This is a genomic window from Vitreoscilla massiliensis, assembly GCF_001457815.1.
Classification (GTDB): domain Bacteria; phylum Pseudomonadota; class Gammaproteobacteria; order Burkholderiales; family Neisseriaceae; genus Vitreoscilla; species Vitreoscilla massiliensis.
The window spans coordinates 38,187-64,894 of sequence record NZ_LN898221.1 but is presented as its reverse complement, the minus strand read 5'-3'; the positions used below and the strand labels follow the sequence as shown (position 1 = coordinate 64,894).

Sequence of the window (26,708 nt, the reverse complement as noted above, 5' to 3'; positions counted from 1 at the left end):
CCTTCTTAATCTACTGAGTACATATTGGTTGAACCAACCACTTGGCGAACGACACCTTCAATACTTACGTTCATAGTCCAATCCATGCGGTCATCGGGGTAACGAATATTGCGTGCAACTTCATAGGTGAATGCAACACCACCCAACGAAACACTTGGAACCAACCAACCTGAGGCCTCTGCCCAAGTTAAGATTTTTTCCATTTCTTCTTTTTGCTTTTTAATGCGCTCAGTCATCGGCTTTTGCAAATGCGATTTGCTGTAACGGCCAAAGTAATGCATTAACCAAATGACAATTTCAGTCGCACTGGAAAGCTTAGAGATACCTGTTTTTTCAGTGCCAGATAAGGAATCAGACCAAACCCAACCCGAGCCATTGTGATACTCTTGATAGATACATGGGTTAATCCGAGCCTCAGCCAAATCAGCCAATTCGACATTGTCAGGTTCATAAATTTGGGTGAAATTGGTACCGGTCAAACGGAAGTCACTACCGGCAATTGGTTGGTGTAATGGCGGCAAACCAAAACCATTTGTACGTCCGTTTCGCTCACACGAATAACCTACTTTTTGACCAACTGAAGATAACAAAACAATCCCATTTTTTTGTGTTGGGTCTTGTCGCTTTACTGGAGTCCAAATCCAATCTGTATACATCGCATCTTGGGCATCAAAATTAAATTGATTTTTCCAAATAATTGCAGCACCAGGCTTTAAATTACCAGGTACATCCGCAATCATTTTGCGATTATTGGCTACTGCAGCCAAATACAGTGCATTTAACAAAGCGGTGTTTGCAGAATCACAAATGATGTATCGATATTGCAAACCTGTTTTACGGATTGCATCAGCACTTGCCACAAAATTTGCATCTGTTAAATTACCGGTATCAGAAAATGGCAACATTTCTTTTGAAATAGTCTGTCCATCCAAAGTATCAGAAGCTAAAATCAAATGGCTTTGTTGATTGATTTCGATTTGCAACCAATCACCATAATATTTTTCAGCCACATCACCAATGTAAGTAGATTGATTGCTGTCATCTACTGCATCAACATTTGTAGAACCGGTCACTTCATACAATACTTCGCCGGTTGCAATATCCTTACCAGCGCGATTGAACTTGCGTTCGCGAATTTTAACGGTCAGTTGGTCTGCGGATTTACCTTTACTCAACTCAACCATCACACCTTCATTGATACAATCAGCCACCTTGATTTGTGCAAACCAATCAGCACCGGTTGGGGCTTCTTCGGATAATGTAAAAATGGCATCAATGGAAGTCGGTGTATTGGTATCAATGGTGCCATGGTTAATTACCATGAATTGGTTCAGTGCTTCATCACTTACCAAGCGTGACACCACCACAGCAGCTGCACCGGTGGTAATTGCTTCCACAATCTGAATGTAGGAACTGTTTAATTCCGATACACGTAAAGAACCAGCACGACCACAATAGCGAATCAAACGGTCAGCAGATACGCGCATTGGCGTATCAATTCGGCCGCGAGAAAGCTTTGCAACAATAGCAAATGTTTGGTCACCACTTTCTTGCAAAAGGCGGTCTGTGCGGTCAACAGCAGGGTTAATTTGCACGCCTGGTTGCTGCCCAATTAATGGGCTCATTTGATAAATATTTTGTCCGCTCATTCAACGTCCTCCTGCATTTCTTCCAAAATTAATCCAACATGGACACCATCCCAACGATTCAGGGAGTTGAATGTCCCAATATTCAATTTCGCTAAATTCAGTTGGTCTGCATTTTTAACCACCACTTCAAGCCCTTGCTCACCGGCTGGTACCAAAATGGAAAACTGCGGAATGGTAAAAGCAGTTGGTGATAAATTTGAAACAACCATTTTTCGTGGGAAACTCAAAATACGAGGTTCTTCTGGTTGAATTGGTGATTCTTCATCTTGTGTCTGTTCTGTTGCTCCTGTAGAGCTATCAACAACTGATTCACTTTCCGAACTAGATAAAGGCGTAACAGCCTCAACAACTTCGTTTTGTCCCACTACTGTCCCCTGTGCAACTTCTGCAGCAGGGGATGTTGTGGTGTCTTTTTTAGGTCTTACCATGTTCATCCCCTTTCAGGTTATTGTTTGGTTACATTGATGATTGCGGCGGCGCACGCAAACTCTGTCCATGGGTTTACAGTGTCACCCAATGCTTGGAAGTAGAATGAGCCTTGTTCACCATCATCATTAATATTTTGTGGCAGCAATTGAGCGCCTAATGCATCACCAACGATAAACGGATTTGCACCAACTTGATTTGAGCGGCCAATACACAGCATTTGGAAGCCATCGGTGTTTGGTACATTCAATTCTTCAATTGGTGAATAGTAAACTTCGTATCGACCCAAGAAAGTACCAAGACGGTAAACACCGGCTCGTCGTTGAATATTGCTTGGTGTGAATACTTCAGGCGGCATTGAATCGAAGTACGGTACCGCACCTTGACCAACATAGATAACACCTATGCTTGAAACCTGAGTACGAGCAATCATTGCTGTATCAGCTTCGCTTAATGCATAAGTCAAATCACCCAGAATACTCGCCATCGAACGCTCATCTAAGCGAGTTGGCCAATTCAAGCTAAACGTGGTTTGAAAAGCACGACCAACTTGATACATCAATTTGGTAGCCATATTGTGACGTTCAGCGCCAGATTGATTTCGCAAGGCCAAAGAAGCCAAAGAAGAAGAATCCAAGCCAACATCTGCACTCCACTGATGTTTTGCTTCTTGGGTACGTTTATAACGACCTGAAATGTAATGAGCTCGCAATGATTTAGAATCAGCAATTACAGAAACAATTGGACGCTTGTTTGCGTTCATCATAGAACTGTGTTCGTAATCCACATCAGCAGCAAATGCTACAACTGCACCGGCTGGTAAATCAGGAGTAAATGTGGCTTCCATTGCACCTTTTGTCACATCTGGGCAGCGTAATGTGACTGAATATGGAGTGGCACTTGAAGGCAGTTTAAAATCACTTGAAGCTGATACAGCGGTGGTGTTTCGGCTGGTAGAAACGGCGGAAGATACAACCAATAAACCATTCACATGCACTGCAATTGAATCTGGGCGAATTGGACAACCGTCTGCATCGCCTACTTGATGTTTTACAACACCAGAATATTTGCCAGCGTCTAATGCGCCATCAACCAAACGCTTAGATTGCATGAACGATTTGCCGCCTGACAATCCATCCAGTTTATCGCCCTGTTTGTAGGCACCAACATCGTTACCAGCAATATGACCGACATTGAAAATTCGGCCTTCTAAGCCATTACCTAATGCAATATTACCGGCAAATGGAATGTTTTCAGCGAAAGATTGGGTGATAGCGACCAATACTTGGCCAATTTTCATCGCTCCACCTGAAACTGAGCCTACATCATCAAATACTGATGCTTTGCCAGCATATTCACCAAGGCCAATTTGACGGGCATATTCAGGGTTCGCAATTGTCAATGCTTGACGAATTGCAGTATCAAATACCCAATCAGGAGCATGGCGGCCATGTTCCTTTTTATATGCAATGCTTGAAGATGCAACTGCATCCATTACAATACTTGCAGTGTCTTTAGAACGACCACCAATGCCTGTCACTTGCTCTGGCAATGATTGAATCAATGATGCGACAACATCTGGTGCACTTTCCGCATGTAATGCTTCGCTTGCCTTTACACTGTCGAATGCAGCACGGCCAGATTGTTCTTGTACACCAGCTTGTTGCATTGCATGGGCGAAGTATTGAGCAGTTTGTGATTGCACCTCTGGGCGCAAATCGGCCGCATTGGTGGTGGGAATAATTGCTTGAGGCATAAATAATCTCCAAAGGTAAACGAAAAAATCCCGTAGCGTGGCTCACATTTTCGGTGGCCTTACTACGGGCAATTCGCGGTGTTCCCTCGTGTTAAATGAGATTATCTAAATCAGTTTGTGCTTCTTGCTCCAAAGGCTGTAAGTAATACAAATAACTGCGGCCATTTGGAAGATTTTCAGGCGATTTAATATCACTTACTTCATAGGCAATGTACAGATTCGGAAGAATCAAATAAACGCGGTCATATTTTTCAATTACAAACTCATTTTCAATGATTGGTTCTATCATCGCTGTAATTTCGGGCTGCATTGTGTATGAAAGTCCGTCTCCTGCAAGTTTTGCGGCTTCTGATTGCCCTGTAAATTTGACTTTACAAGCTCCTTGTACGGTGATTTCATAGTCGGCTTCATCGCTGATACCGCCCAATATTGCTGCTCCACCAATCAATTTATTATCTTCACCGGCTGGCACAACACGTTCTTTTCGATACACCACCGCATCAATTGACCAGGGATGATTTAAAGTGACCATTCTCACAGCACGATTGACCGCAGCGGTGACTGGATTACCATTTTCGTATAGTGACGACATTACTTATCACCCCCTAATATTTGTTGAATTTGCGCCAATTGTTGCGGCGATAATTGATTAAGCACATCAGGATTTTGCAGCTTTTGCTGAATCTCACGAACAGCTGTTTGTGGGGCAATGTCTTTTGCTTTCGCTTTGGCCAATTGCGATGGCGTTATACCTGTTCCACGAATGCTGCTGTTACTGCTTGCTGAGAACACATCTCGGATGTTTTTCGGCAATGCGTTGTTATTTGTTCGTCTAATTTTAATGTTACGCCAAGATTCTTTTGCTATTGCAGCCGCGATTTTATCAGCCTGTTTATTTGATAAGGTTTTCTTGCGTTGTAACGGGTTTTCACGAAATTCAGATAGGTAATTTTTCATAAACCCAGTCATTGACTGCGATTGTGTCAGCATACGCATTACAAAAATAACGTGTTTACAGGCCAGTCCTTTTAAATTTGGGTTTCTTATTTTAGGAAAGCCTGTTTCTGCTTTCCCATATGCAAAACTTCCAACTGAGGCAATATACCGGTACCAAAATCGATGACGACCACAATCACAATCAAAGCGTACTGCACCTTGTAAAACAGCATCCGCCAAATTATTTGTTATTTTCCCCCCTGACAAGGCGGCCTGAAAATTCAAAAATTCAACTTGAACCATATGATGCGATACATTTGACTGAGCACTGGCATTAACACGAAATATTACAACTCCATTCTTATCTTTTTTCGCCGGTAACGCAGCATTAATTTCACGTTGGTACCGTTGTATATCCTCTCTACGGCTCATGTTAATAACCGTTTTAGGATGAATGCCGCCTCTTACCTTTGTTCGATTGAATTCATCTTGTAGCTCATTCATCGACTTACTGAACTTGGATAAATCTTCCAGCTCAATATTTTCAACAAATGCACCACTATTGCGATTAATACGATTTAGAACCGTTTCTGCTTGGGTTTTGGGCATGTTAGCCACGTTACCCAAGTTCAAAATGTTTAATGCATTTTCACGTGTCTTATCTGCAGTGACTTCACGCGCATGTACACGATTTAAATCTTGGGTAATTGATTGCTTTTTCATATCAGTACAACCTCATTCCATTTTTCTTCTTCTTACCCAATGCTCGACTTGTCAAAGCGATGGCTTCAGCAAGAGGAATGTAACGCCGGCCACCAGTTTGAACTGGCACATCAACATCTACAAAACCATTGATTGCAGCTGAAACAAACCAGTCAGCACGATTTTTGTACACGTGCTGATTGGTAAGGCTTGGGTCTAAGGTTTCACGCGGCTGAACATAATGCGTTGAATGAACTTCATAAGACTTCTTATCTCTGCTGGCATTGCTTATCTCACGGAATGCAACACCAAGTGCGATGGCATCAATAGGCATAGGAACTCCAAATAATTCGGTATTTGATGCACTGATAATAGACGGTCAAACCCCTAATATTTTCAATGTTCCTATAGGATTAAATATGGATTTAGAAAACGATAATGAATCAGGTCTGATTTGTGCGACATTTACTCGATATCAAGGCACACCTCTTTCAATAAAATCAGGCATTGAAATAGATGATGATGGCAATATGTGCCTGTATTTGATGGAAGAAGACGCCACCAATTTTGAAGGGAAAGAAAAATACACTGTTATTTCAGATTCGCCTGTCCGACGCGATTTCAATGTTTTGTTTTCACCTGACCAGTTTTCAGAAGCATTACAGGCCTATAACGAACTCAAAGCCTCCGGTTGCATTGATATTCCTGATGAATTACTTAAGTATCAGGTCGGCGATACCATTCAAATTGCCGGCATTAACGACAATGGCAAATTCCGATATGATGTTGATGGTCTCACAAATGGCAACATGGCCATTCTCGCAACTTGCCTTTATTTTATGAAATACCAAACGAATGAATACGCTTTAGATTTGGCAGATGAAATGGCTGATTTGTATGGAAGCATCATAACAATTTAAAAAAAGGCCTCATTAGAGGCCTTTTTTATTGCTACCAGGCAAGGCTCGAAATCACTTGCACACGCTCATTCAATGAAGGCTGCGGTATCGAGGTTATCACCGCTTTTCTGGCAGCAATTTATTCTATCATTCAAAACAATAGCACATGCTCTAATATGCAGTATAATTATTGAAAACTACCAATATTAATAATTACAAGGGAATACTCAAGTGGAAATTATTTTAGGTATCGCTATAGTTTGTATAGCCGCAATTGTCGGGTATGTAATATTTCTTAATGATAAGGGTACCAAAAAGAAAACACCAAACCCTAAATTTGAAGCAATGAGAAAGGCCTCTGAAGAAAAGCAGCTATTTGAGAATCCAACTGCTCGTGGAATGGCAATCTCTAAATCAACTTATGAACAAACAGAACTGATAAATAAGGGCGAGTTTTACTGCTATTTAACGCTTAATCATATAATTTCAAAACATAAATTAAAATTGATTGTTTGCCCACAAGTACCACTACGAGCTTTTATTAAACAAACTGCCTCTGAAAAACCTAAAGACCTCCATGGAGGTTTTTATGTTGATTTTGTATTAATCAATTACGATAGAAAGCCTGTTGTTGTCATTGAAGTGGATGGCGGTGGTCATTCTAAACAAAGTGATTTCAACAAAGAGTTAATATTACGAAATGCTGATATAACTTGCTTGAGAGTGAATACTGCTGGTTTTGATAATACTGAAAAATATTCCAACTTTATTATTAAAAAAGTACATGAAAGTACCGGTTTGTATTTTCAGAATTTGGCTCAAAATAACAGCAAAAAACCGAGTCAAACTGTTTCAAATGAACCGCAACTTTCTTAATTTTAACTTTTTAAAAACTATTTCCTACAACCGTAATTTTTCAAGTAAATCAATATGTCTAATCCACCAAAATTATTTATTTCTTACAGTTGGTCAAGCCCTGAACATGAAGATTGGGTTCTTGAGTTAGCTACAAGCCTTCGCCAAGACGGCGTTGATGCCATGTTAGATAAATGGGACTTAAAAGAAGGTCATGACTCTATTGCTTTTATGGAGAGAATGGTAAATGACCCAGAAATTACAAAAGTATTATTGATATGCGATAAAACTTATGCTTCCAAGGCTAATGCAAGAGCTGGTGGTGTTGGAATTGAAGCTCAAATAGTTTCTTCAGAATTGTACAACAAGGTAGTTCAAGAAAAATTTGTAGCTGTAATTAGAGAATATGATGATAACGGAAATGCATTTATACCAACCTATTATGCTGGGAAAATATATATAAACTTAAGCAGTAATGATGAAAAGTATCTTGGTGAGTATGAAAAGTTGCTTAGATGGATTTTCAATAAACCATTACATCAAAAACCAGAAATAGGCATGTTACCTGCCTATTTAAATGAAGGTAATCACATCTCCTTAAATACAACTTCTCATTATAAAAGATGCTTAGATGCAATACGGAATGATAAATCAAATACTAATGGATTATTAGCGGATTATTTAAATCTTTATAATACTAATCTCGAAAAATTTAGAATAAGTGATATTCTTGCTAGTGAAAAAGAAATCGAATTAGACGATTTAATTTTCAATAATATAAGTGATTTTCTTCCTGCAAGAAATGAGTTCATTCAATTAGTTTCAGCACTTATCCAGTATTCATCAAGTAACAAATATATAAATATTATTCATAAGTTTTTTGAGAATAACATTCGATATTTGTTTAGGCCTGAAAATATTACATCCTATGCAGGGTGGGACTTTGATAATTTCAAATTTATCATCAATGAATTATTTTTGTATTTTGTTGCATTAATGATTAAAAATGAAAAATTTGAAGAATTAAATTATTTTTTGAATAAAAATTTCTACTTTCTTCATCATGATAGTCGAGAACCATTATCTTCTTTTTTAATATTTAAGCAGCATTGCGAGTCTTTCGGATTTAGAAATCAAAGATTAAGCCTTGGATATGCTAATTTACATGCAACAACTTTAAAGGAAAGAGCAAATGGAATAAACCTTGAATTTATTGATTTGATGCAAGCCGATTTTATTCTTTATTTGAGAGCAGAAATTAACTCTACGGATACATATTTTATACAATGGTGGCCAACTACTTTAATGTATACACGCTCATTTTATCCATTTGAAATTTTTGCTAAATCAAAATCTAAATCATATTACGAAAGCATGAAGTGTATTCTAGGTAATAATCCAGATATAAATCTAAAGGCTTTAATTGAAGATGCAAAAAAAGGTACTAGAACAGTACCTAAATGGCAGTATGAGTCAATCAGCCTATCACGTTTGACCGACTTCAATAATATTGCAACTATTTGATTTTTTTCTATATTTTCCATATTGAAAGTTTTTCTTTATAAATATTTGCCGCAAAATTTGCGGCAAATATATTTTAATTAGAACTAAATAACGAATCCATCAAAGCAGTATTCTCACTAGCCGTTTCAAACACTTTTTTCTCACGAATCACCGCAAATACAGCATCAAATGCCGCATTAATCCGCAAACGTTCTTGGCCTTGTGGATATGCAATTTCGCCCGCTCTACCATTGCCGCCCTTCGTTGAATAAGCCAAATAATCATTCTTGCGGCCTTGTTCTTCCAGCCGGTCTTGCAGATAAGCGGAAAATGCACGTGCGGCCATCTCATAATCTTTTGACCAGTACTTATCTACCTTACCTTCATCCAATGCAATTGCAGCCTGAACGAACTCAGAATCAGCAGAGAATCCATCAATTTCATGTGTGAGCACACCACCTACAATACTTACCCCACTTTGCTCACCTAGCGCCCAATATCGTGACAATAAAGCAGCCGCTGCATAACGAGGGCGTAATGAGGCATTCATCCCTACCATACTGGCCGCACCTTTGGCCAAGCCACGATTCATCTCCTCAATGGAAGCCGTTTTTTCATCTACACCAGATATTCGCATGATTGACCTGGCATGACTTTCTATTGTGCGCTTACGGATATCACTCACATTATCAACATCTTCAATGTAATGCTTATTGAAGTCATAAACTAAAACGTTTTCTTGCACTTTCAATGCTGTTTGTAGTGCTTTAAATGCACTTGATAAATCCTTGTCTGGCAATTCTTCAGGATTTGAAGTGCCCATGAATTTAGCACTTCCAACCGATTGAGTAGATAGGTCTTTAATCAAATTATCAATCGCATGAAAATACTCATGTCCCAAGCTGCCACCGCCGCGCATCTTGGTGATATTGATTACCTTTGTTGATGGTTCATAATGAGCCAATGCACCGGCTTTACCACGTGCACCAAACGCCAATGCCAAGTTGCCCTTTAAGCCCAGGTATTTTGGCTCAATGCCCAAGACATCTGACATATCCAACATCGCTGCGGCTGCGTTTTTCATGTGAAATTCAGCCGCAGACTTATCTTTTAAAACCCAATTACCTGATTGAATGCCTTTAAAGCCGAACATTTCCTCCAATTGTTTGGAAGATTGTAAATCAACTTCTTTCCCACCAATTCGCTCAATATCGGTTGCTGCTTCCAATTGAAAGGACTGCTTTCTAGGACGCTTGGCACCTTCAGGTGTGGGATTCCCTTCACTATCGGTTCCATTCTTGAAGTCTGAACACCAACTAGCCCACTCCTTGTATTTACTTTCACGCTGCGCCTTACGCAAAGTGACATTCACAGATTTTCTAAGCCAGCTTGAAAACTTCTCTCCAAGTTCAGCCCAAATCTGCCCTTCGTAAGATAGTGCTTTATCCTTTGTAGATTGGCTGAGATGCTGATAGTTGGTTTCAATATTTTCGAGTAGAGAAATACCTGTTGCCAATTCATCGTCATACAGCATTTTCATCAGTTTGGAGGATGGTATTGCTTGAATAATATCATTCATCACTTCTACAACTTCTTTAAACGTACGACAGCTTTCCAAGCGCTCTCGAATATTTGAAACTGCCTGAACATAGTTTTTTTGGCTGGTTTGATGCAATGGATTTAATGGCACTTTATCAATATTGGCATACACACGGCTTATGAAATATGCAACTTCAGACGGCATACCCTTTTCAGACAAATCAGGCCAATCTACACGGCCAAAAATGTTTTCTTTGACAATCAATGATTCTGATAGGCGTGGGTCACTTACCAACTCATCCCAATCGATGTCACTTACATTCAATTTTTTACCATCTCGCTTTGCCTGTAATATGGATTTTTGAGCAAGCTCTTTGCGTGCACCAGCAATGTAAGCGGTATCACGCCACCGGTAATTATCAGCAGTAGTTACATCCGATAAGTCATCATTAGTTTCAGTCTCCTCATCAATGATGGTCTGTTCTTGTTTCTGCTCTTCGTCTTTTGCATTGGTATCTGCAATTGGTTCTGGCTCATTGACTATTGAGCTGCTTAAGCCAAGCTTTGCCCGTAATTCCTGTACTGTTTTAATCAATGACAGGCGTTCAACTGGGTCTTCAGCAGCATTGCGTGCATCAATGGCATTTTTTAATTGGCCGTTTAATTGAAGTTTTTCCATAGGAGTTAGTGTAATAACAGTCATGTTTATTCCTTGCTCAATTCGTCTAATTTAGCTGTATATGCATCAATTGCTTGCACTAACAATTCCATCATTTCTTCCTTGCCACCTTCATTAATGCGCACAGCCACGGACTCCAGACGGTCATGGAACTCTTTGTCCATGATATTTTCCGTTCCTGCAATAATTCCATTCAAGAACTCAATATCGGCATCAGAGGTAGAATGCTCTTGCTCTGCCTGAACAGAATCGCTCTCTGGCTCGTTTTCTGCAGCTTCGTCAGGCATAGGCTCAGGTGTCGTCGGTGGCATCGATACAGGCTCAGAAACTGGCGCTGATGGGGTATCATCAGATTCATTGTGCTCATCAGGTTCAAATGCATCAGAAAGTGGAACCCATTCACCTTGTTCATTTTTCACATCAACAAATAGATTCATCACAAATGCACCAGTTTCAATATCTGCCTTATCAAATACTTGTGAAGTATCATCATCATGTGTAGTATTGATTTCAAGGTCTTCTGACCCCAACACTGGGCGCACAATTACATCGGATTCGTAAGCCGACATGGATTGTCCGCCCATTGTTTTTACACCATCCATAATTGCTTCAAAACTGTCTTTTACTTGCAAATCATAGTGATATTTTCCATCAAGTAATTTTCGCAATACTGTACGAGCACCATATTCAACTCCGTCCACAACAACTTTTGTTCGCAAAACATCATATGTAATGCCCATTTTTTGTTCTTCAGTGCTGTAACTTTGAATATTGCCTTTGACCAAATTACCTTCAGCAATAATTTGTTTTATTGCAATGGCCAATTGATTTTTGACAGGATTAACACTCAATTTTTTGATTTTTTTGGCACCCGAAGAATTGAAATTCACATCGTCATTAATGGCTCGACAAAAGACCGTTTCATGATTTGTGAATAATGTACGTAAATACTGATGCGCTGCATCACGCAAGCCATCCATACCATCTTTTGTTGAAATATCGAAGTCGCCAAGCTCTTTGCCAGTTAAATTAATTCCATGCTTATCATCGGTTTTTTCAACTTGCTCAGCCGTTTCATGCGCTTGTTTATCTTCCAAATCAGTTACATGGTTACCACTTGTATCAATTACGCTGATAATTTGAATATTCCATCCTTCTGAATTGACACTGTCCATAACTGAAGGTACATTTGAATTGTCATCTTCTGATGACTGATTAAGCCCTTTCAAGTCCGAGGCGATTTCCTCGATAGCTTCTAAGGGTTTTTTCATTTCAGGACGCATCACATCCTTATGCAATGAGTACGCGACAAACTCGAATTCATGAGTGTCTTTTCGCTCACCCACCAAAACACGTGCCTCAACTTTTAACTCATCAACAACAACTGTTTTTTTGAAAGAATGGAAACGGATGTATTCCCCTCTAGGTTTATAGGCAGCACCTAAGTTCTCATTTCCTTCTGGATTCTCATACTCTCCTTTGAGTATTTGGGGCACCAATGGAATTAGCGCAACCTTCAAATCATCAATATGAGCTCCACTTTTCATTTTTTGCCATGTTGAACCCAAGAGAAATACTTTGCCAATCACTGTGTTGACATACTTACCTTGAAGATTCTCTTTGACGTAATTGCGTATTGCATCAAACTTACTTTCTGATTTTTCTAAATAAGCAGGCAGCTGCGTCATAGCACTGTCATCGTCTATTTCACTTGCTTCAGAAGGCTGTGAATAAGGTGTTTTTTTATTTGCTGATGGATTAGTATCCAGAGGCTCATTACTTGCCTCTGTCGAAGTATTTTCTTCGATGTTGCTTTGAGCTTCTGCTTCTGTTTGAACACTGCCTCCATTCTTAATGGCATCTATTTGAGCCACCAAATCAGCAAGAGTCTGCTCTTTTTCAGCAATACGAGCCTCCGCCTCTACCAAGGCCGCTTGGCGCTCTGCACGCTTGTTATTTGCCTTGGTAAATCGGGCGCTGTTTTTCTCTGCAAAAGCCATAATGCGTTTGGCAATTTGAGTGATTTCTTGGTCTTTGCCATTTTCTTTTGCAACAAGAATGGTGATATCTTTTTTGTTCAGATTCCAACGCCATGCAACCAAGTTATCATCGGCCTGTAATTTGTTGGGCGACTTGTCTGGATTATGTAGAAAGCAAGAAATGGTTTGGCCATCGCTTAATTCAAACACCATCGCAACATTCGTAGTACCAGCCTTTTTGAATGGTTCTGAAACCTGTACACCATTCTCAACGACTTGGATTTCGGCACCGCCAAAGCGATTAAGTGTTCGGCCAATAATTTGCGCTGTTTTGCTAAGTTTCGCCTGTTGAATGACCAGTGCGTCAAAAACAGCAAATTCACCGTTTTCATTCTCTATGATTTCAGACACCACCGAATCAAACGAGGCCGCCTCCAAGAGCTGCTCACTGGTATCGGTATGGCGCATTTGATACAAGGCTTGCGATACCGCTCTACCTTCATTACTCCAATCAAATATGTTTTGATTCATTGCTATATCGCTTTCTGGGTCAAAAGGGAATGAATTTGCTGTTACTGGTGCATTAAGATTCCCGTGCTCAAGCCACCATCGAAGCTGGCTGGCTGTACATGAAATTACACTCATTGGCTCTTTACCAAAGGTGCTTAATTGATATGCTGTTACAGCATCTTCTTGTGATAAAAATCCAAGCATTACTTTGTGTTCATCAAATGTGCCGGTGTAATTGGTTTGGTTGATGATGTAGACATTCAAGCACTCTGGAAATACGCCGATGTAGCAATCAACTGCATCACCGTCTGCTCCATTCGTGCCTGTAATTTCACCGTAATCTGCGGCCATTAATACAGGCCGCTTACCAGCCTTTTGCCGGTACCGCCCCATTTGAACTTCTGTTTGTATATTTAAGCCATGAAAGTTGGTTATTCTGCCATTGTCATCACGCAAAATAGCCATCATTCACCACCTTGTAAGGCCACTAGTTCAGCTTGTGCCTCTGCAATACGGGTGTCCAACTCAAACTCGCGTTCTTGAAGCGCGACCTCTTTGCGTTTAACCGTTGATTGCATACCTTTAGGCAGCTCAACTTTTCGACGAGCCAATGTTCGTTGGTATTTGGTGGCATTGGCATCCAATGCTTTCACAACCTCACTCAAGGCCGCTTTAATATCGTCTTGTTCTTTAATTGGAAGAACTTTGTTGTTCATGCGTACCTGGTAAACGTCACCAGTTTGCTTTACGCGTAATGTGATTTGCTGACTATCAGCCAATACGAAAGTGATTTCACGGTACGAAATACCGCTTTCACGTTTGATTTTGCCGTCGACCCAAGATGATGCGATTTCAGCACCAGCGCGTTTAAACGCAGTGACCAATTTCTTAGGCGCGGTTTTTTCGTTGTCCTTGAGTTCATCCCAAGTAAATAATGGATTGGTATCAGCCATTGAAAAAGCCCACTACACTGTTGTAATGGGCTTATTATCTTTGGCTTAGGGCATCTAATTTTTCTTGTTCCCCTTATTTAAGTAGCAATTTAATTTTTAAAATTTATATAATTTGTTAAAGTAGGGTCTGTTGAACATTTGAATGGAGTGGATAAAGAGCGTTAAAATCTTATCGCCAAACAATCTTTTCAACACCCTCTATCCATGCTTACAACCATCATCACAGAGGAGCAATGGCTGAAGCTAAAGCCCATTCTCCTAGATTTAAATGTCTATGACAAACCCAGTTTAAAAGAGACCTTTTTAGGAATCATTTATCGCCTCAAAACAGGCTGCGAGTGGCGGTATTTACCCAGCTGTTATGGCAAACCCAATACCGTATTTAAAGCAGTTAGACGCTGGTCATCATCAGGGTTATTTACAGATTATTCAAAAGATTGATTAAGAATTCTGATGTGGAGTGGATCTCAATTGACGCCACTCATGTTCGAGCACATCAGAGCAGCGCTGGCTCAGCAGGTGGCGACCATCAATGCATTGCCAAAAGTGTTGGTGGCAACAGCTCAAAAATACACTTGGCTGTTGATGCACATGGTAATCCGCTTGAATTTATTGTGAGTGACGGACTCACCCACGATATTAAAATAGCGCCCATGCTGCTGCAACTCTTGGATTTGAAAGATACCGAGTTATTAAATGCGGATAAAGGCTATGATTCTGAAGCGTTTAGAGAGCTGATTCATTATCGAGGGGTTCAAGCCAATATTCCGCGCAAGAAAAATGCCAAAACCAGCAATTCCCATATGAACTGGTTGATTTATCAGACAAGGCATGTGGTTGAAAACACATTTGCTAATTTAAAACATTTCCGTGCATTATCCAGCCGTTACGACAAGCTGTTGAATAGTTACATTGGCACTGAGGCACTTGCTTGTGGCTTTATTTGGTTGAAATTATGAATGTTCAACAGACCCTATTTATGAACCGAATTATTGAACAATAATCCTGTGAGATTAAACTTAATAAATTTGGAATAGATGGGAAAATTTATTTTCATATATTTCTAGTGAGCAATAGAACTCTAAGAAATCTGATAGCTATTGGTTTAGCTATCAGATTTTAAATTATTTCTTATTTTCTTCAAAGTTTATTTTCAAAGAAAGTTTTCTTGGTGTTGAATCATTAAAGTCATTAAAAACCCAAGGAAGTTTATCAAATTGATAATAGCTAAAGAAATCTTTGAATTTATTAAATTCAATTTCTTTTCCATTAAATGTTGGAATTATAAAAACATATACAAAGGTAGTATAGTGAAATTCACCCACTGCATATGGTAAGGAGGTGTCATCATCATTTCTTATATGAATGGTTATACTTGGATGTAATTCCAATTTTTCTGGATTTAATAAGACAGCTACTTTTGGTAAATTTTCTTTAAATAAATTTTCATCCGCAATCCAATTTAATGTTTCTTTGAAGCCCTCTAGATCTTCTGTTTTAATGCAACTTAATGCAAACTTTACTAGAGCTTTATATATATTTTGTAAGATAATTTTTTCGTCAGAATCAAATGAAATAGTAGGTGGTTTAAAATGGATAGTATCACTTAGCGCTGAAGAATCTTTATTCTGTCTAGAAACAATTACAAAAAAATTGTTAGGGTTGAACGGATGTTCTGATATCTCTTTAGCCTTTTCAATTATTTCCTTATTCTCTTCAAGACTAGGGTTAATATGTACCATCTCAAAATTACTTTGTTTTATTTTTGGGACTTTATTATTTTTATTTTTCACTTGATAAAATGTATTGAAAAGCCTCAAATAAACTAAAATATCTTTTTCTAGAGTTTGTGAGAATTTTTCATTACAAATGTCACATTCTTCGTTTAGAATTATATTTTTATTGCCAAGTGCTTCTGGAATTGCGTGAGCAATTTTCTTAAATGATGTTTGAGATGAGTCTTTATGACAAAAACGACAGACTCTATCTGTTTTTAGTCCTTTACCAATTTTGGTTTTCTTTTCTATTGAGGGGCTAAATGACTTGTATTTCTCAATAATATGTCCAAATAATTTATTGAAGCTATTTTCTAAATCGTTATAGTCTAGAGATGGGTTGTTTAAACTCATTAATTCATTTGCCATCATAATTTGATTTTTTAATGGAATAGATGCTGAATCAACTGGTAAAATAAAAAAATGTTCATTGATTGATAATTTTTTTATAAAATCATTTATCTTATTTATTACAGGCTGGTTACTTTTGTTGCGATTAACTAATTTTAAAACTTTAGCCTGAAGTTCTAAAGTATTTTTTTGATAGCAATTTATTTCCAATCTGTTACCTTCGGGCGTTAAACATACTTGTCCATTAAAGGTTTGAATGAAATCTTGTATAAAGTAAATCAATGAATTGTTTGATGTATTAGGATTAAATTCTATTTTGTAAGTTGCACAAGATTTTATCGACAAAAAAGTAAAGTATATTTGTTCTTTCATACAAAATTTTCCCAGAGTTTTTTATAAAATACGTATGAATTATAATTTTAGTTTTTTTGCAAATCTAGGGTCTGTTGAACATTCATAATTTCAACCAAATCAAACCGCAAGCAAGTGTGACTGTCCCAATATAGGGCTTCTGTTCTATCCATGATGCACAAATATTCTCACCAATTGAAAACTCTCCATTTATTTTATCTAGTAATCAATGTTTTTTATTATCTTACAGAGCTGTAGTTAATGAATGGTATAGAATTCAAAACTCAGTTTTACATGAAGATGAGTTTTTACAGTTAATTTCACAAGAGATGCAACTTAATTCAGAGCAACACAAGAATTTTGAGAATTTTAGAGAAAGCTCCAATCAGAAGCTAATAGACAAAAATTTAGAAAAAGATAAGTACGATAGTATTCTTATTAAAAATGAACATGAAAAAATAAAACACTATATATTTTAGGGTGTAGGTAAGAATAATCTTCTCACTAGTTTTGCAATGCTTCCTAAGTACTCCTTTACAAATACAAAAATTCAAGATTTTGTTAATGATAAATTGGTCATATCAGTTTCAATAAATTCAATATCTTTATCTGATAAACGATACATAATAATTTTTTGGATGAAGATGATGATTCTTTTGTCCAAAATTGGCTCTCAGAATTAATATCACAATCAGTTGACAGTATTGAAAAAATATTGATTGGACTTATAGTTAAACATTCTGAAAATACCTATTTCTCAATCCCTTGGTGGAACTCTTTGGATACAGTATCTAAAGAATTGTTATCGCAATGGATTCAACCAATACAAGACCATCGCATAATAAATTCATTTAATGATTCAAAGTTCTTCAATCTATCGAAACACTATCAACTAAATTAATATTAATCGACAATAGCAAAACACCACCGATTTGGTGGTGTTTTTGTTTACTTAAACTGCTTCTTTTGATATGTTTTTGCAGAATTTGAACCATCCGAATACTGTTTCGTAATCGTAATTTTGTCACCTTCAATAACAAAACTTAGTTTTTCATCTTCTGCATCAGTTCTCCATCTACCAAACGAACCATCTGGCTGGACAGAACGCCAAACGATAGAATTTCCTTCAATCTTACATTGATTTGACCATTTACTATTATCATTAGGTCGAAGATAGTAAATGATTAAATCTTTTTCATTGGCTACTTTCATTATTTTCACATCTCTGCCAAAAAGAATTGCATTAGTAGCCTTACATATCTCAATATCTGAAAAAACTGGTTTACTAACTACAGGTGGAGCAACGGATTTTGAACTATCAGAAGCAGAGTTAACTTCTTGCACTGGAGCCTGAGGAACAGGTTTAACTTGTTGGCTAGTCGATTCAGTATTGGGCTTATCTTCACCCCAATCGCTCCAAACAGACAATATAACGTATGCTATAAATGCTGCTAAACATCCTACAACTATTTTTAAAGTTGATGCTTGTTTTTCAGCCGGATTATTAGAAGAATTTCCAGATTTATTTTTTGGGAATTTTTTGGATGCCACTAATTTAACCTTAATGATAAATTATGTAAATGCACTTATCATAAGTTGTAACTACAATAATTTCAACCTCTTCTAAATTTAGACCATCAATATCTTAATAAAAAAATACCATCTGTAAAATTATAGCCAAACCATCCAAGAAACCCAAAACAAATACAAATAAACAGGGTTAATCATTGCCTCTCCTAGTTTGCCGCTTCTGCCATTTTTTGCTGCAATCGCTCGCGTGCTGATAATCGTTTTTCTTTTGCGCCACCAACCCCAGACCGGTCACTTACGTTGAAGTAAATACGTTCAAGGAACGCAAAAGACATTGCATCGATGATGTCGGGAGATTTAATTCCTTGAGCACGCATCTTGTCTTTGCTTAGCATTTGGTACCGCACTTGCTCAGTGAAAGAATACGGCAAGTGTGTAGCTTGAAATTCCAGTGTTTCCCTCACTTTTTTATCTAAGTTTTGGGGGAAGCGACAGTAACCATCACGCATGGCATCGCGTAGGCCTACCATGGCTTGGGCGCGAAGATTTATGAACCGCTTTTTATTTTCATTCAAGAAGCACGGGTTACCCCATGTAACACGGACAACATCAGCACCTTCATCTTCAAGGTCTTTGCAAAGCTGCAAGCCGGTACCACCAGCATCAACAAGGATTCGGGCATTTGATAGCTTGCTATATTCTTCTATGATTCGGCCTTTGAACTGTTTTACATCTATGCTATTGCTGTAGATTGGTAGGCCTACAAATTCAACTCGCCGTGGGTTTTCTTCAAATGTTCCGCCATTACCAATGACACGCGCTAATACACACACGGAGAAGTCACGGTACTCACCAGCAGCAACGTCAACGAGTAAAAACCATCCCCATGCCTCATCATCGCGTATTGCCGGTAACTTCATCTCCATTGCACGGTTCAAAATCACTCGATTAATCAGTGTTTTTTCATCGTCTTCAGCAAAAAGCCCAAGCACACGAATTTTGTATTCATTTGAATCACGGCCACCACATTCCGTTAGGCGCTCTCTTAACCATTGCGGAGTGACATGTGGTGCATTTTCTGAACTAAAACGTAGATTTATCCAGCCACCATCATGAATGGATGTATTGATATAGCTAAGGCGGTGGTGTGTGTCGTAAAAATAGCCGACTGTTTTTGTGCCTTGAGAGAAAAGAAGCGTCCTGTTGCCGTCTTGGGTTTGCGTACCAGTAATTACGTTGTAATGCTCATCGCTTACACCAGATGCCTCATCGACAATAATCATTTGCCAATAACGGAAGAATTGGTCATCATTGGCGGAGCGAGCATTTACGAGCAATTCTTACCACATGCGACTCACTTAGTTCTAACAAACCTTGATAAGCACTATCACTGCGATACGTTTTTCCCAACTGTAGATTTTTCAGAATGGAATTGCACAGCGATGAAGGTTTTAAAGCCTAGCTTACCTGGTGTTACAGTCAACTATTGGGAACGAAAATCGTATGAGTAAAACCTTACACCTCCCACAAAATCAAAGTGGTAAAGACTACATCATTGGTGATTTGCATGGTTGCTATGAACAGTTTCAAAGGATGCTTATTGAAATCGGGTTTGATAAATGCAAAGATAGAATGATTGCTTGCGGTGATTTAATTGACCGAGGAAAGGATAGTTTGAAATGCGCAAGATTACTCACAGAACCTTGGTTTTACAGTGTGATGGGAAACCATGAAAATATGTTTATTCAATGTCAATTAAGGTTATTTGATATTGGACTGTATATCCAAAACGGCGGTGAATGGGCAACAAGGCTAGATGAACAATCTGGCCTTATTTTATATGACCTACTCAAGGACTTACCTTATGCAATTGAAATTGAAACCGCATCTGGAAATATTGGCGTAGTTCATGCCGATATCAATTCTTATTATTGGGATTGTTTCAAGAGAAATCTAGAACAGTCGAGTGCTTCTCAAATCCTTGCAATTTGGGGTCGAAGCCGAATTTCACATAAAGATACTTTCAACATTGAAGGCATTGATAAGATTTTCTTTGGGCATACCGTCAATTCAGAAGTGGTTCAACTTGGAAACACATACTTCATTGATACAGGTGTGGTTTTTGGTCAATTACTCACATGCTACTGCGTTCAGGATGATACGTATCACCAAATTTCATATTTGAAAGGTGCGACATGAGAAGCGTATGGATTAACCGCTTTGATGCAAGTGGTAAACAAACCCAAATAAATAAGTGGGAATTGCATCATTGTAAAAATGAAGATACTCATGTTGTGCATCTCTTGAGTGGTTACACATTTACGAAACTGAACTCAACAGCAAACGGACACGTTGGTAGCACTTTATGTGAGCACATTGCCAATCAACGTGGAGACGGTTGGCTATACACCGAGGATGGTGAAACACCACCTGACTCCTACTCACTGATTGTTATACGTACAAAGCAAATATGGTTACCTAAAGTAATTATCGGCAAAGATGCCCAAAACTATGAAATTACGTGCTGGCACCCAATGCATTTACCTGAATTTGATAAGCATTGGAATGACCGCAGTTCTTGATGGTCATTAAATTAAAGACTTTTAACCCACCGCCAACAGGCGGTATTTTTTATTAAGGAAATGAAATGTGGTTTAAGCAAGCAAGCTTTTTTGTATTACCCCAAGATACCGGATTGAATTTGGATGATATCCAAATGAAATTGGAAGAATCACGCTTCAAGCCTTGCCAAGGTTTAGATTGGAAAAGCGAAGGCTTTGAACGTGCTATGCCGTTTCGTGAAGACTTGGTATTCAATGCTCAAGATAGCTGGCGCTTGAGTTTGCGACAAGAGGACAAAGTATTACCGGCAAGCGTTATACGTGAAATCTTGGATGAAAAAGTAGCCGAAATCCAAGCCACCGATGGTCGCAATGTCGGCCGCAAAGAAAAAATGGAATTGAAAGAGCAAATCACAGACGATTTGTTATCTCGCGCATTCACACGCTCACGTTACAGTGAGGCAGTTATTGATGTACCAGGTAACTTGATTATCGTGAATCAAAGCAATAGCAATAAATCTGAAAACTTTATCAGCCAATTGCGCCAAGCCTTGGGAGGATTGCCGGCAACATTACCACGTACAGTACAGGCTCCAACCACTTTAATGACAACATGGTTAGAACAAGGTGAGGCTGCAGGTAATTTTGAATTAGACAGTGATTGTGAATTGATGGGTGTTGGTGATGCAGCTCCAATTATTAAAGCGAGTAAGTCTGATTTAACATCAGAAGAAGTCAAACAACACTTGGAACATGGAAAAATATGCACCCAATTAGGTTTGGTTTGGAATGAACAAATTCGATTTATATTGAATGACGATTTGAGTTTCAAGCGCATTCAATATCTGGACATGTTGCAAGAAGAAGCAGCAAATCAAGGCGATGATATGGAAACACTATTTAGTGCATCCCAAATCATCATGACCCAAAATTTGAGTCTCTTAATACATGAGTTAATCGAGCATTTACAGGGATTACAGGTGCAATGATGCAAAATACTTTAGAACCATGGTTTCAGGAAATCAATGAACATGCTGAAAGCCCACTAAACTTTTTACCAAATGGCACACTAATTTTATCTTTAGGTGAAGATAAATGTGCAATTTCAGGAATGGCGGCTGATGGCGAATATATGATTGGCTTTACAGGCCTCAAGGAGAAGCCAACAAGTGAAAACCCTTCCATACCTAATATGCTTCACTTTGGTATCCACTCCACTGATATAAAATCTATTCATTCACTTAAAAAAATTTGTGAAAGTGTAATTGCTTTGGATGCTGAAATTCAGAGCGAAAAAAAGGCAATAAACAGCAAGGAGAATAAAAATTAACTCAATAGACAAGCTCAACGCCACCCTACGCGACTTATTAAACACCCCCAAGCCCACCCCACCAACCCAACCGCCGAAGCCACCGGCGGTTATTTTTTTGCCGCCATTGCAGAAGATGAAAAATGCGTGAGATTACATTTTTGGCGGCAGCCTTATCTTTAGCGGCTGGAGCTAATTGCAGTCACTTATCAGAAAGATTTTGCAATAACAAAGCTGGTTTAAGTTCGATTAACTCCAGAATTAAAAACTCAAAGCCTAATAAGCGCTCCAAATCAAAAAGCCTCAAAAAGCGTCACCATCGACAGAAAAGGAAATAGACTAATGACCAGTTATGTGACTCATGTTTATGATGAAAACCATCCTGACTTTGAACAGCTTTCAGTTTTTAGTTACACACCCGGCTTCGTAGGAGCATCGTGGGATAACGCATTTGAACAAATCGCAAAACTGGAAGTAGAAAACAATGAATTGAAGCAACGATTGGCACAGTATGAATAGCAGACCTATTGAATGGCTCATTCCAGAGCTTCCAACCAGAGACCACCTAATATCAATTGAAATTTTAATGGGTATTGTGGAAGAGGCAGCAGATGAACCAGGCTTCTTTCAAGAATATCTTCGATTATTTGGCGAAAAGCCAATGCCAACACCGGCAAGAACTCCAGTTGATGTGCTGATTAACAACTCAGTGATAGAAGCACTTGTAAGGGAATATGGAAGTGGCTTTATCAAATTCGTTTATCACTCTATTTATCTCACAATGCCAAACAACGCTTTCAATTTCAAGCGCCAGTTATTGATTAAAGATGACTGGACAACCTTAGGAGAATCAAATGTCAGCAAAAAATTATGATGATGCACATCAAAAACAACTACTTGATAAAAATTTGATTGGCAAAATGGTGGTCATTCGTTCTTCAAAACGAAATGAAGTTTTCAAAGAAATGCTATTTGAAGTGGTATGTATCAATAAAAAAGTACCTCGTTATGTGCTTTTAAACAAAGATACTCAAATGAAAATCAATTGCCGGCCTGCATTTATTTATTGCATAGTAGAAAATGTCGAGCAGTACTACTTGATGCTGAAAGAGCAAAATAAATTCAGAATGGCATATGATGATGCTCAACAGATGCGGCTTGAATTTAATTCAAAATACAAACCACAAGTGGCCTGAAAATTCAGGCTGTTTTTGATTGGAAAACTCATGAAATTATTCTGGTGCAGTTGGGAGCAAAAATCAAATGATTATAGACCTTTAACCTACCCGCCCAATGAAAATATATTAGGCTGGTGGTGTAGTGGATTTAAATCGGATGGTTGGCCAATTCTTTGCGCATGGGTATCAGCAGTTTCTGAAGAACAAGCATTCAATAAGGTTAAAGAAGACTGGCCTGAATTGGAGAGTTGGAAATTCATAACATGCAAATCAAAATTTGAGTTTTATGACAGATTTCCTCTTGAAGATTGGATGAAACCACGTGTTGAAAATTTAGAATTGAAATAGCAGTTAAATATGTAGAAAGCGGCCTGTAAAAATTTACAGGCCGCATTTTTTCAGCATTTAAATAGGAACAATCAATGACAGAACGTCCAATATTATTTAGTGAAGAAATGGTTCAAGCCTTACTCAGCAGTAACAAATCACAAACTCGTCGAATCATCAAAATTCCAAAAGATTACGAAATTCACAAAACAGATATTTGTCGGGTAGTCTCACCTAAGGGTATCAAAGGACGATGGGGTGTTTTGGCCAACAATGCTAAACGAGACTTACACTCTCCAGAGGTAAAGCATATTCCCTGCCCTTATGGTGGCGTTGGCGATTTTCTCTGGGTAAGAGAAACGTTTTTACCTAATCCAAGTTCTGATGATTTAGCTTGGGACAATCACCATCTAAGCTATTACGAATGGGATGGTTGCGGCTCCAGATTGGCAGATGTTCCGCCAGTACTCCAAAAACCTGAGCATTGCATCTACAGAGCTTCATCTACTATACAAGACCTTAAATGGAGACCTAGCTTATTCATGCCACGTTGGGCTTCACGAATACTTCTTGAAATAACAAATGTGCGAATTGAACGCCTAACCGAAATATCAGAAGGCGATGCGAAGTCAGAAGGATGTGACCATTCGGAGAGCATAGCGGCCATTGAAATTGGTTGGTATTTCAAGCCATTGTCAGCATTTAGAAGACTTTGGGAGCAAATTAATGGTGCCAAAAGTTGGGAAATGAATCCATGGGTATGGGTAATTGAATTTAAAGTAATTCAACAAAAATCACGAAATTGACCTACTAGAACATCGATTCAATCTCAAACCAATTCAATTAAAATCTCTAAACAGAATCTCTAAATTTCAAAATCATTATCTACATTCGTTGAACTTAAGCGAGATTTAATATGAATGAATCAATTATACAATCAGACCTTTCAAAGCAAATCCTAGAAAAATTGGCAAAAATTGAAGAGTCAAGCCAAAAAGGCTGGCTAAGCACTCTTACAGAACAATCTTCAATCCTTCTGAACACTGAGGAGATTGCTTTACTTACTGGGCACAGTTACCATCATGCATACAAAGAAATTGTTTCTCATCCTGATTTTCCATCTCCGGTTAAAATTACAAATAAGACAAAGCCAACACGTCGGGCACCTGCGCGTCGGTGGATAGCAGGGGAAGTCATAAGGTACTTGCGAAACAAAAGTATGAATTAAAAGCACTAGAATCGGAAAAGTGTTGTAATAATTCTAATTTGATATAATTTGTTATTATTTGTTGTATGTCGCTAAATTTTTTTGCAACGCACTTGTGATAGTGGGTATGTAACTGCTTCAATTCCATGACTTGTTCGAGTCTCTCCATCCGCACCAAGCAGCATATACAAATCAAAGACTTACAAAAATAAGTACCGATTTAGTACCAAGCGTGGATTTATCCACAGATTTTTGAGATAAAACTCAAAGAAATTCAGAACATTATAGCGCAAACTTTTGTAAAGGTTTTGCGCTATTTTTTCGCCTATACGTTTTACCCTATTTCGCACCGCACAATGTAAAGATTGGATTATTTTGCAGAATGGCCTGAAATTACAGGCCGTTCGTTTATCACGCCTCGTTTGTACTCACCTTGCCATTACTGTTAAGCACTGGTAAATCATAACGCTTCGGGTCCGGTATAGAAGGCACACCGTTACCGAATGAAGGCCACACATACGCAACCACGCGATCAGTAGAAAACGGCGCAATCGATACTTTATTACTCTGATTGCCGCCCAATACCATCAAATTGCCACGCGCATCCTTGCCCACCACAAAACCCACATGGCCACCACCAGCACGGTTAAAAATCACTAGGCAACCATATGCAGGTTTGCTCAATTTTGTGCCGGCATTTACCCAATCCTTTGCTCGATACCAATGTTTCACGACAAAGCGGCCTGTAAACTGTAAGCAGTAGCCCACAAATGTCCCACACCAAGGAGTTTCATCTTCAGCCCACCAAGCACCGAGTTTTTTCAGCCAACCTAGAATGGTTGTGTTGTGCCCTTTGGTGCCAACGACTTCTGATAAACCTATGTGTTTACGTGCTTCGGCAATCCATGCCAATTCAGTTTGCTTGCTCATTGCATGCCTCCAGTTTTTGATTTCAAAATTGCTTCCCAAATCGTCGCAAAAATATTGATTGCGTTACCGCCTAAATAACCTGATAGCGCAATCGCAATTCCCGATGCTGCTGATAATTCAGGGCTTGAACTAAAATGCCATGCGCCCAAATATGCGATCACGCCAGCAAAAGCCGATAGAAATAAATCGCAACCAATTTTCAATAAAAAGTAATGAATGGGCATCCGTATGCCTTCGCGTCGGTAACGCATGATTGCATCGGCCAAGCCTCCAAACATTGAAAGGCCAATAACCATGAGCCACGTCACGATGATTGACTTGTACTCCATTAAGCCATCGAGCATAAAACCTCCCAAATAAAACAAAGCTCCCCACTTTCGGGGAGCAAAAAAATAGCGCTCTAGGCGCGTTCTTTGTTTCTAAGCTTCTGCTGGCTTTGGCATCAACACGGCGCCAAATAACGGATTGTGGTTGCCGTACACGTCTGTTTCGACTTTGACAGACTCGTTGTAAATCCAAGTATCCAAATCCATCTCGCCCATTGCTTCGTTTTCAGCCAAGACAAGGCTGGTCTGCTGCATAACAGTTACCGGCTGACGGCCTTGCTCCCACTTTGATTGCGTCACATAGCTGTCAAACGTGGCTGAAATACCACCATTTCTGCGATTGATTTGAATCACACAAACTCGGTGAAATTCGGTTGTGGCGCCTGTGCCTGCGTCTTCAATTTCTTTGTTTAAGCCAATTACTGTCATGATGAAACTCCATTACGAATAAAAAAAAATCGCCGGTAGGCGATGTGG

Annotated in this window: 30 protein-coding genes; 15 read left to right on the top strand and 15 right to left on the bottom strand. The window is 38.9% G+C overall.

Translation table 11 applies throughout. The features are described 5' to 3' along the window. Positions 1-5: 5 nt before the first annotated feature. The 6 genes from BN3003_RS11810 to BN3003_RS11785 form a co-directional block, all read right to left on the bottom strand. Positions 6-1,649 (bottom strand): hypothetical protein, encoded by a 1,644-nt coding sequence (locus BN3003_RS11810; RefSeq protein ID WP_058356874.1) that lies wholly within the window; start codon positions 1,647-1,649, stop codon positions 6-8. Then, entirely contained in the window at positions 1,646-2,077 is a 432-nt protein-coding gene (locus BN3003_RS11805) for a hypothetical protein (RefSeq protein ID WP_058356873.1), read from the bottom strand. The genes BN3003_RS11810 and BN3003_RS11805 overlap by 4 nt, the downstream gene beginning before the upstream one ends. A gap of 17 nt (positions 2,078-2,094) precedes the next feature. Next, a complete protein-coding gene (locus tag BN3003_RS11800) occupies positions 2,095-3,831 on the bottom strand; it encodes a hypothetical protein (RefSeq protein WP_058356872.1) in 1,737 nt (578 codons plus the stop codon). A 91-nt stretch (positions 3,832-3,922) separates the two neighbouring features. Next, complete coding sequence (locus BN3003_RS11795) at positions 3,923-4,423, bottom strand: hypothetical protein (protein WP_058356871.1); 501 nt, start codon at positions 4,421-4,423, stop codon at positions 3,923-3,925. After that, a complete protein-coding gene (locus tag BN3003_RS11790; protein ID WP_058356870.1) occupies positions 4,423-5,490 on the bottom strand; it encodes a hypothetical protein in 1,068 nt (355 codons plus the stop codon). The genes BN3003_RS11795 and BN3003_RS11790 overlap by 1 nt, the downstream gene beginning before the upstream one ends. 1 nt (position 5,491) lies before the next feature. After that, the gene (locus BN3003_RS11785; RefSeq protein ID WP_058356869.1) at positions 5,492-5,803 is read right to left on the bottom strand and encodes a hypothetical protein; all 312 of its coding nucleotides are present in this window, start codon (positions 5,801-5,803) and stop codon (positions 5,492-5,494) included. An 85-nt stretch (positions 5,804-5,888) separates the two neighbouring features. Here BN3003_RS11785 and BN3003_RS11780 point away from each other — a divergent pair, with 85 nt between their 5' ends. From BN3003_RS11780 to BN3003_RS11770, 3 genes are all read left to right on the top strand, one after another. Further along, positions 5,889-6,389, top strand: a complete 501-nt coding sequence (locus tag BN3003_RS11780; RefSeq protein ID WP_147645425.1) for a hypothetical protein — start codon at positions 5,889-5,891, stop codon at positions 6,387-6,389. A 210-nt stretch (positions 6,390-6,599) separates the two neighbouring features. Next, a complete protein-coding gene (locus tag BN3003_RS11775) occupies positions 6,600-7,244 on the top strand; it encodes a DUF2726 domain-containing protein (protein ID WP_058356867.1) in 645 nt (214 codons plus the stop codon). A gap of 54 nt (positions 7,245-7,298) precedes the next feature. Continuing rightward, complete coding sequence (locus BN3003_RS11770; protein WP_058356866.1) at positions 7,299-8,747, top strand: toll/interleukin-1 receptor domain-containing protein; 1,449 nt, start codon at positions 7,299-7,301, stop codon at positions 8,745-8,747. Between the two features lie 73 nt (positions 8,748-8,820). On the opposite strand, the gene BN3003_RS11765 is transcribed toward BN3003_RS11770, so the two are convergent. The 3 genes from BN3003_RS11765 to BN3003_RS11755 are packed head-to-tail and all read right to left on the bottom strand — an operon-like array spanning position 8,821 to position 14,386. Beyond that, a complete protein-coding gene (locus BN3003_RS11765) occupies positions 8,821-10,968 on the bottom strand; it encodes an LPD1 domain-containing protein (protein WP_058356865.1) in 2,148 nt (715 codons plus the stop codon). A gap of 2 nt (positions 10,969-10,970) precedes the next feature. Further along, positions 10,971-13,901, bottom strand: coding sequence for a defense against restriction DarA-related protein (locus BN3003_RS11760; protein WP_147645424.1), 2,931 nt, complete (start codon positions 13,899-13,901; stop codon positions 10,971-10,973). Further along, positions 13,898-14,386, bottom strand: coding sequence for a defense against restriction DarA-related protein (locus BN3003_RS11755; protein ID WP_058356863.1), 489 nt, complete (start codon positions 14,384-14,386; stop codon positions 13,898-13,900). The genes BN3003_RS11760 and BN3003_RS11755 overlap by 4 nt, the downstream gene beginning before the upstream one ends. Positions 14,387-14,590: 204 nt before the next feature. Here BN3003_RS11755 and BN3003_RS11750 point away from each other — a divergent pair. Then, a protein-coding gene (locus BN3003_RS11750; protein ID WP_108721537.1) for an IS5 family transposase occupies positions 14,591-15,345 on the top strand; the annotation gives its coding sequence in 2 pieces (ribosomal slippage) (positions 14,591-14,801 and positions 14,801-15,345; 756 coding nt in all). Positions 15,346-15,510: 165 nt separating this feature from the next. Here the strand turns inward: BN3003_RS11750 and BN3003_RS11745 are convergent. From BN3003_RS11745 to BN3003_RS11735, 3 genes are all read right to left on the bottom strand, one after another. Continuing rightward, positions 15,511-16,884 (bottom strand): HNH endonuclease, encoded by a 1,374-nt coding sequence (locus BN3003_RS11745; protein ID WP_058356862.1) that lies wholly within the window; start codon positions 16,882-16,884, stop codon positions 15,511-15,513. A gap of 927 nt (positions 16,885-17,811) precedes the next feature. Beyond that, a complete protein-coding gene (locus BN3003_RS11740; protein WP_058356861.1) occupies positions 17,812-18,414 on the bottom strand; it encodes a hypothetical protein in 603 nt (200 codons plus the stop codon). A gap of 185 nt (positions 18,415-18,599) precedes the next feature. Next, complete coding sequence (locus BN3003_RS11735) at positions 18,600-19,730, bottom strand: hypothetical protein (RefSeq protein WP_187119869.1); 1,131 nt, start codon at positions 19,728-19,730, stop codon at positions 18,600-18,602. Between BN3003_RS11735 and BN3003_RS19340 the strand changes: the two genes are divergently transcribed. The 11 genes from BN3003_RS19340 to BN3003_RS11690 all read left to right on the top strand — a co-directional run bounded on the left by BN3003_RS19340 (position 19,635) and on the right by BN3003_RS11690 (position 24,996). Beyond that, positions 19,635-19,904: a dihydrofolate reductase gene (locus tag BN3003_RS19340; RefSeq protein WP_407701102.1), complete on the top strand. Its 270-nt coding sequence runs from the start codon at positions 19,635-19,637 to the stop codon at positions 19,902-19,904. The two genes, BN3003_RS11735 and BN3003_RS19340, sit on opposite strands and share 96 nt — an antisense overlap. Beyond that, positions 19,897-20,592 carry a metallophosphoesterase gene (locus BN3003_RS11730; protein WP_058356859.1) on the top strand — a complete coding sequence of 232 codons (696 nt, stop codon included), beginning with the start codon at positions 19,897-19,899 and terminating at the stop codon, positions 20,590-20,592. The genes BN3003_RS19340 and BN3003_RS11730 overlap by 8 nt, the downstream gene beginning before the upstream one ends. Further along, complete coding sequence (locus tag BN3003_RS11725; protein ID WP_058356858.1) at positions 20,589-20,975, top strand: hypothetical protein; 387 nt, start codon at positions 20,589-20,591, stop codon at positions 20,973-20,975. Before BN3003_RS11730 ends, BN3003_RS11725 begins: the two co-directional genes overlap by 4 nt. A gap of 65 nt (positions 20,976-21,040) precedes the next feature. Beyond that, positions 21,041-21,943 carry a recombination-associated protein RdgC gene (locus tag BN3003_RS11720; RefSeq protein WP_058356857.1) on the top strand — a complete coding sequence of 301 codons (903 nt, stop codon included), beginning with the start codon at positions 21,041-21,043 and terminating at the stop codon, positions 21,941-21,943. Beyond that, positions 21,940-22,284, top strand: coding sequence for a hypothetical protein (locus BN3003_RS11715; RefSeq protein ID WP_058356856.1), 345 nt, complete (start codon positions 21,940-21,942; stop codon positions 22,282-22,284). Before BN3003_RS11720 ends, BN3003_RS11715 begins: the two co-directional genes overlap by 4 nt. A gap of 321 nt (positions 22,285-22,605) precedes the next feature. Continuing rightward, positions 22,606-22,782, top strand: a complete 177-nt coding sequence (locus BN3003_RS18860; protein ID WP_159061441.1) for a coiled-coil domain-containing protein — start codon at positions 22,606-22,608, stop codon at positions 22,780-22,782. Then, positions 22,775-23,137, top strand: a complete 363-nt coding sequence (locus BN3003_RS11710; protein WP_058356855.1) for a hypothetical protein — start codon at positions 22,775-22,777, stop codon at positions 23,135-23,137. Before BN3003_RS18860 ends, BN3003_RS11710 begins: the two co-directional genes overlap by 8 nt. Beyond that, positions 23,118-23,459: a hypothetical protein gene (locus BN3003_RS11705; RefSeq protein WP_058356854.1), complete on the top strand. Its 342-nt coding sequence runs from the start codon at positions 23,118-23,120 to the stop codon at positions 23,457-23,459. Before BN3003_RS11710 ends, BN3003_RS11705 begins: the two co-directional genes overlap by 20 nt. A 30-nt stretch (positions 23,460-23,489) precedes the next feature. Beyond that, on the top strand, positions 23,490-23,789 hold the full coding sequence (locus BN3003_RS11700) for a hypothetical protein (protein ID WP_058356853.1): 300 nt from the start codon (positions 23,490-23,492) through the stop codon (positions 23,787-23,789). Positions 23,790-23,863: 74 nt separating this feature from the next. Next, positions 23,864-24,574 carry an ASCH domain-containing protein gene (locus BN3003_RS11695; RefSeq protein ID WP_058356852.1) on the top strand — a complete coding sequence of 237 codons (711 nt, stop codon included), beginning with the start codon at positions 23,864-23,866 and terminating at the stop codon, positions 24,572-24,574. A gap of 110 nt (positions 24,575-24,684) precedes the next feature. Beyond that, positions 24,685-24,996 carry a helix-turn-helix transcriptional regulator gene (locus BN3003_RS11690; protein WP_058356851.1) on the top strand — a complete coding sequence of 104 codons (312 nt, stop codon included), beginning with the start codon at positions 24,685-24,687 and terminating at the stop codon, positions 24,994-24,996. A gap of 390 nt (positions 24,997-25,386) precedes the next feature. On the opposite strand, the gene BN3003_RS11685 is transcribed toward BN3003_RS11690, so the two are convergent. The 3 genes from BN3003_RS11685 to BN3003_RS11675 all read right to left on the bottom strand — a co-directional run bounded on the left by BN3003_RS11685 (position 25,387) and on the right by BN3003_RS11675 (position 26,660). After that, positions 25,387-25,905 carry a TIGR02594 family protein gene (locus BN3003_RS11685; protein ID WP_058356850.1) on the bottom strand — a complete coding sequence of 173 codons (519 nt, stop codon included), beginning with the start codon at positions 25,903-25,905 and terminating at the stop codon, positions 25,387-25,389. After that, positions 25,902-26,249: a phage holin family protein gene (locus tag BN3003_RS11680; RefSeq protein WP_058356849.1), complete on the bottom strand. Its 348-nt coding sequence runs from the start codon at positions 26,247-26,249 to the stop codon at positions 25,902-25,904. Before BN3003_RS11680 ends, BN3003_RS11685 begins: the two co-directional genes overlap by 4 nt. Before the next feature lie 75 nt (positions 26,250-26,324). Beyond that, entirely contained in the window at positions 26,325-26,660 is a 336-nt protein-coding gene (locus tag BN3003_RS11675; RefSeq protein WP_058356848.1) for a hypothetical protein, read from the bottom strand. Positions 26,661-26,708: the final 48 nt, after the last annotated feature.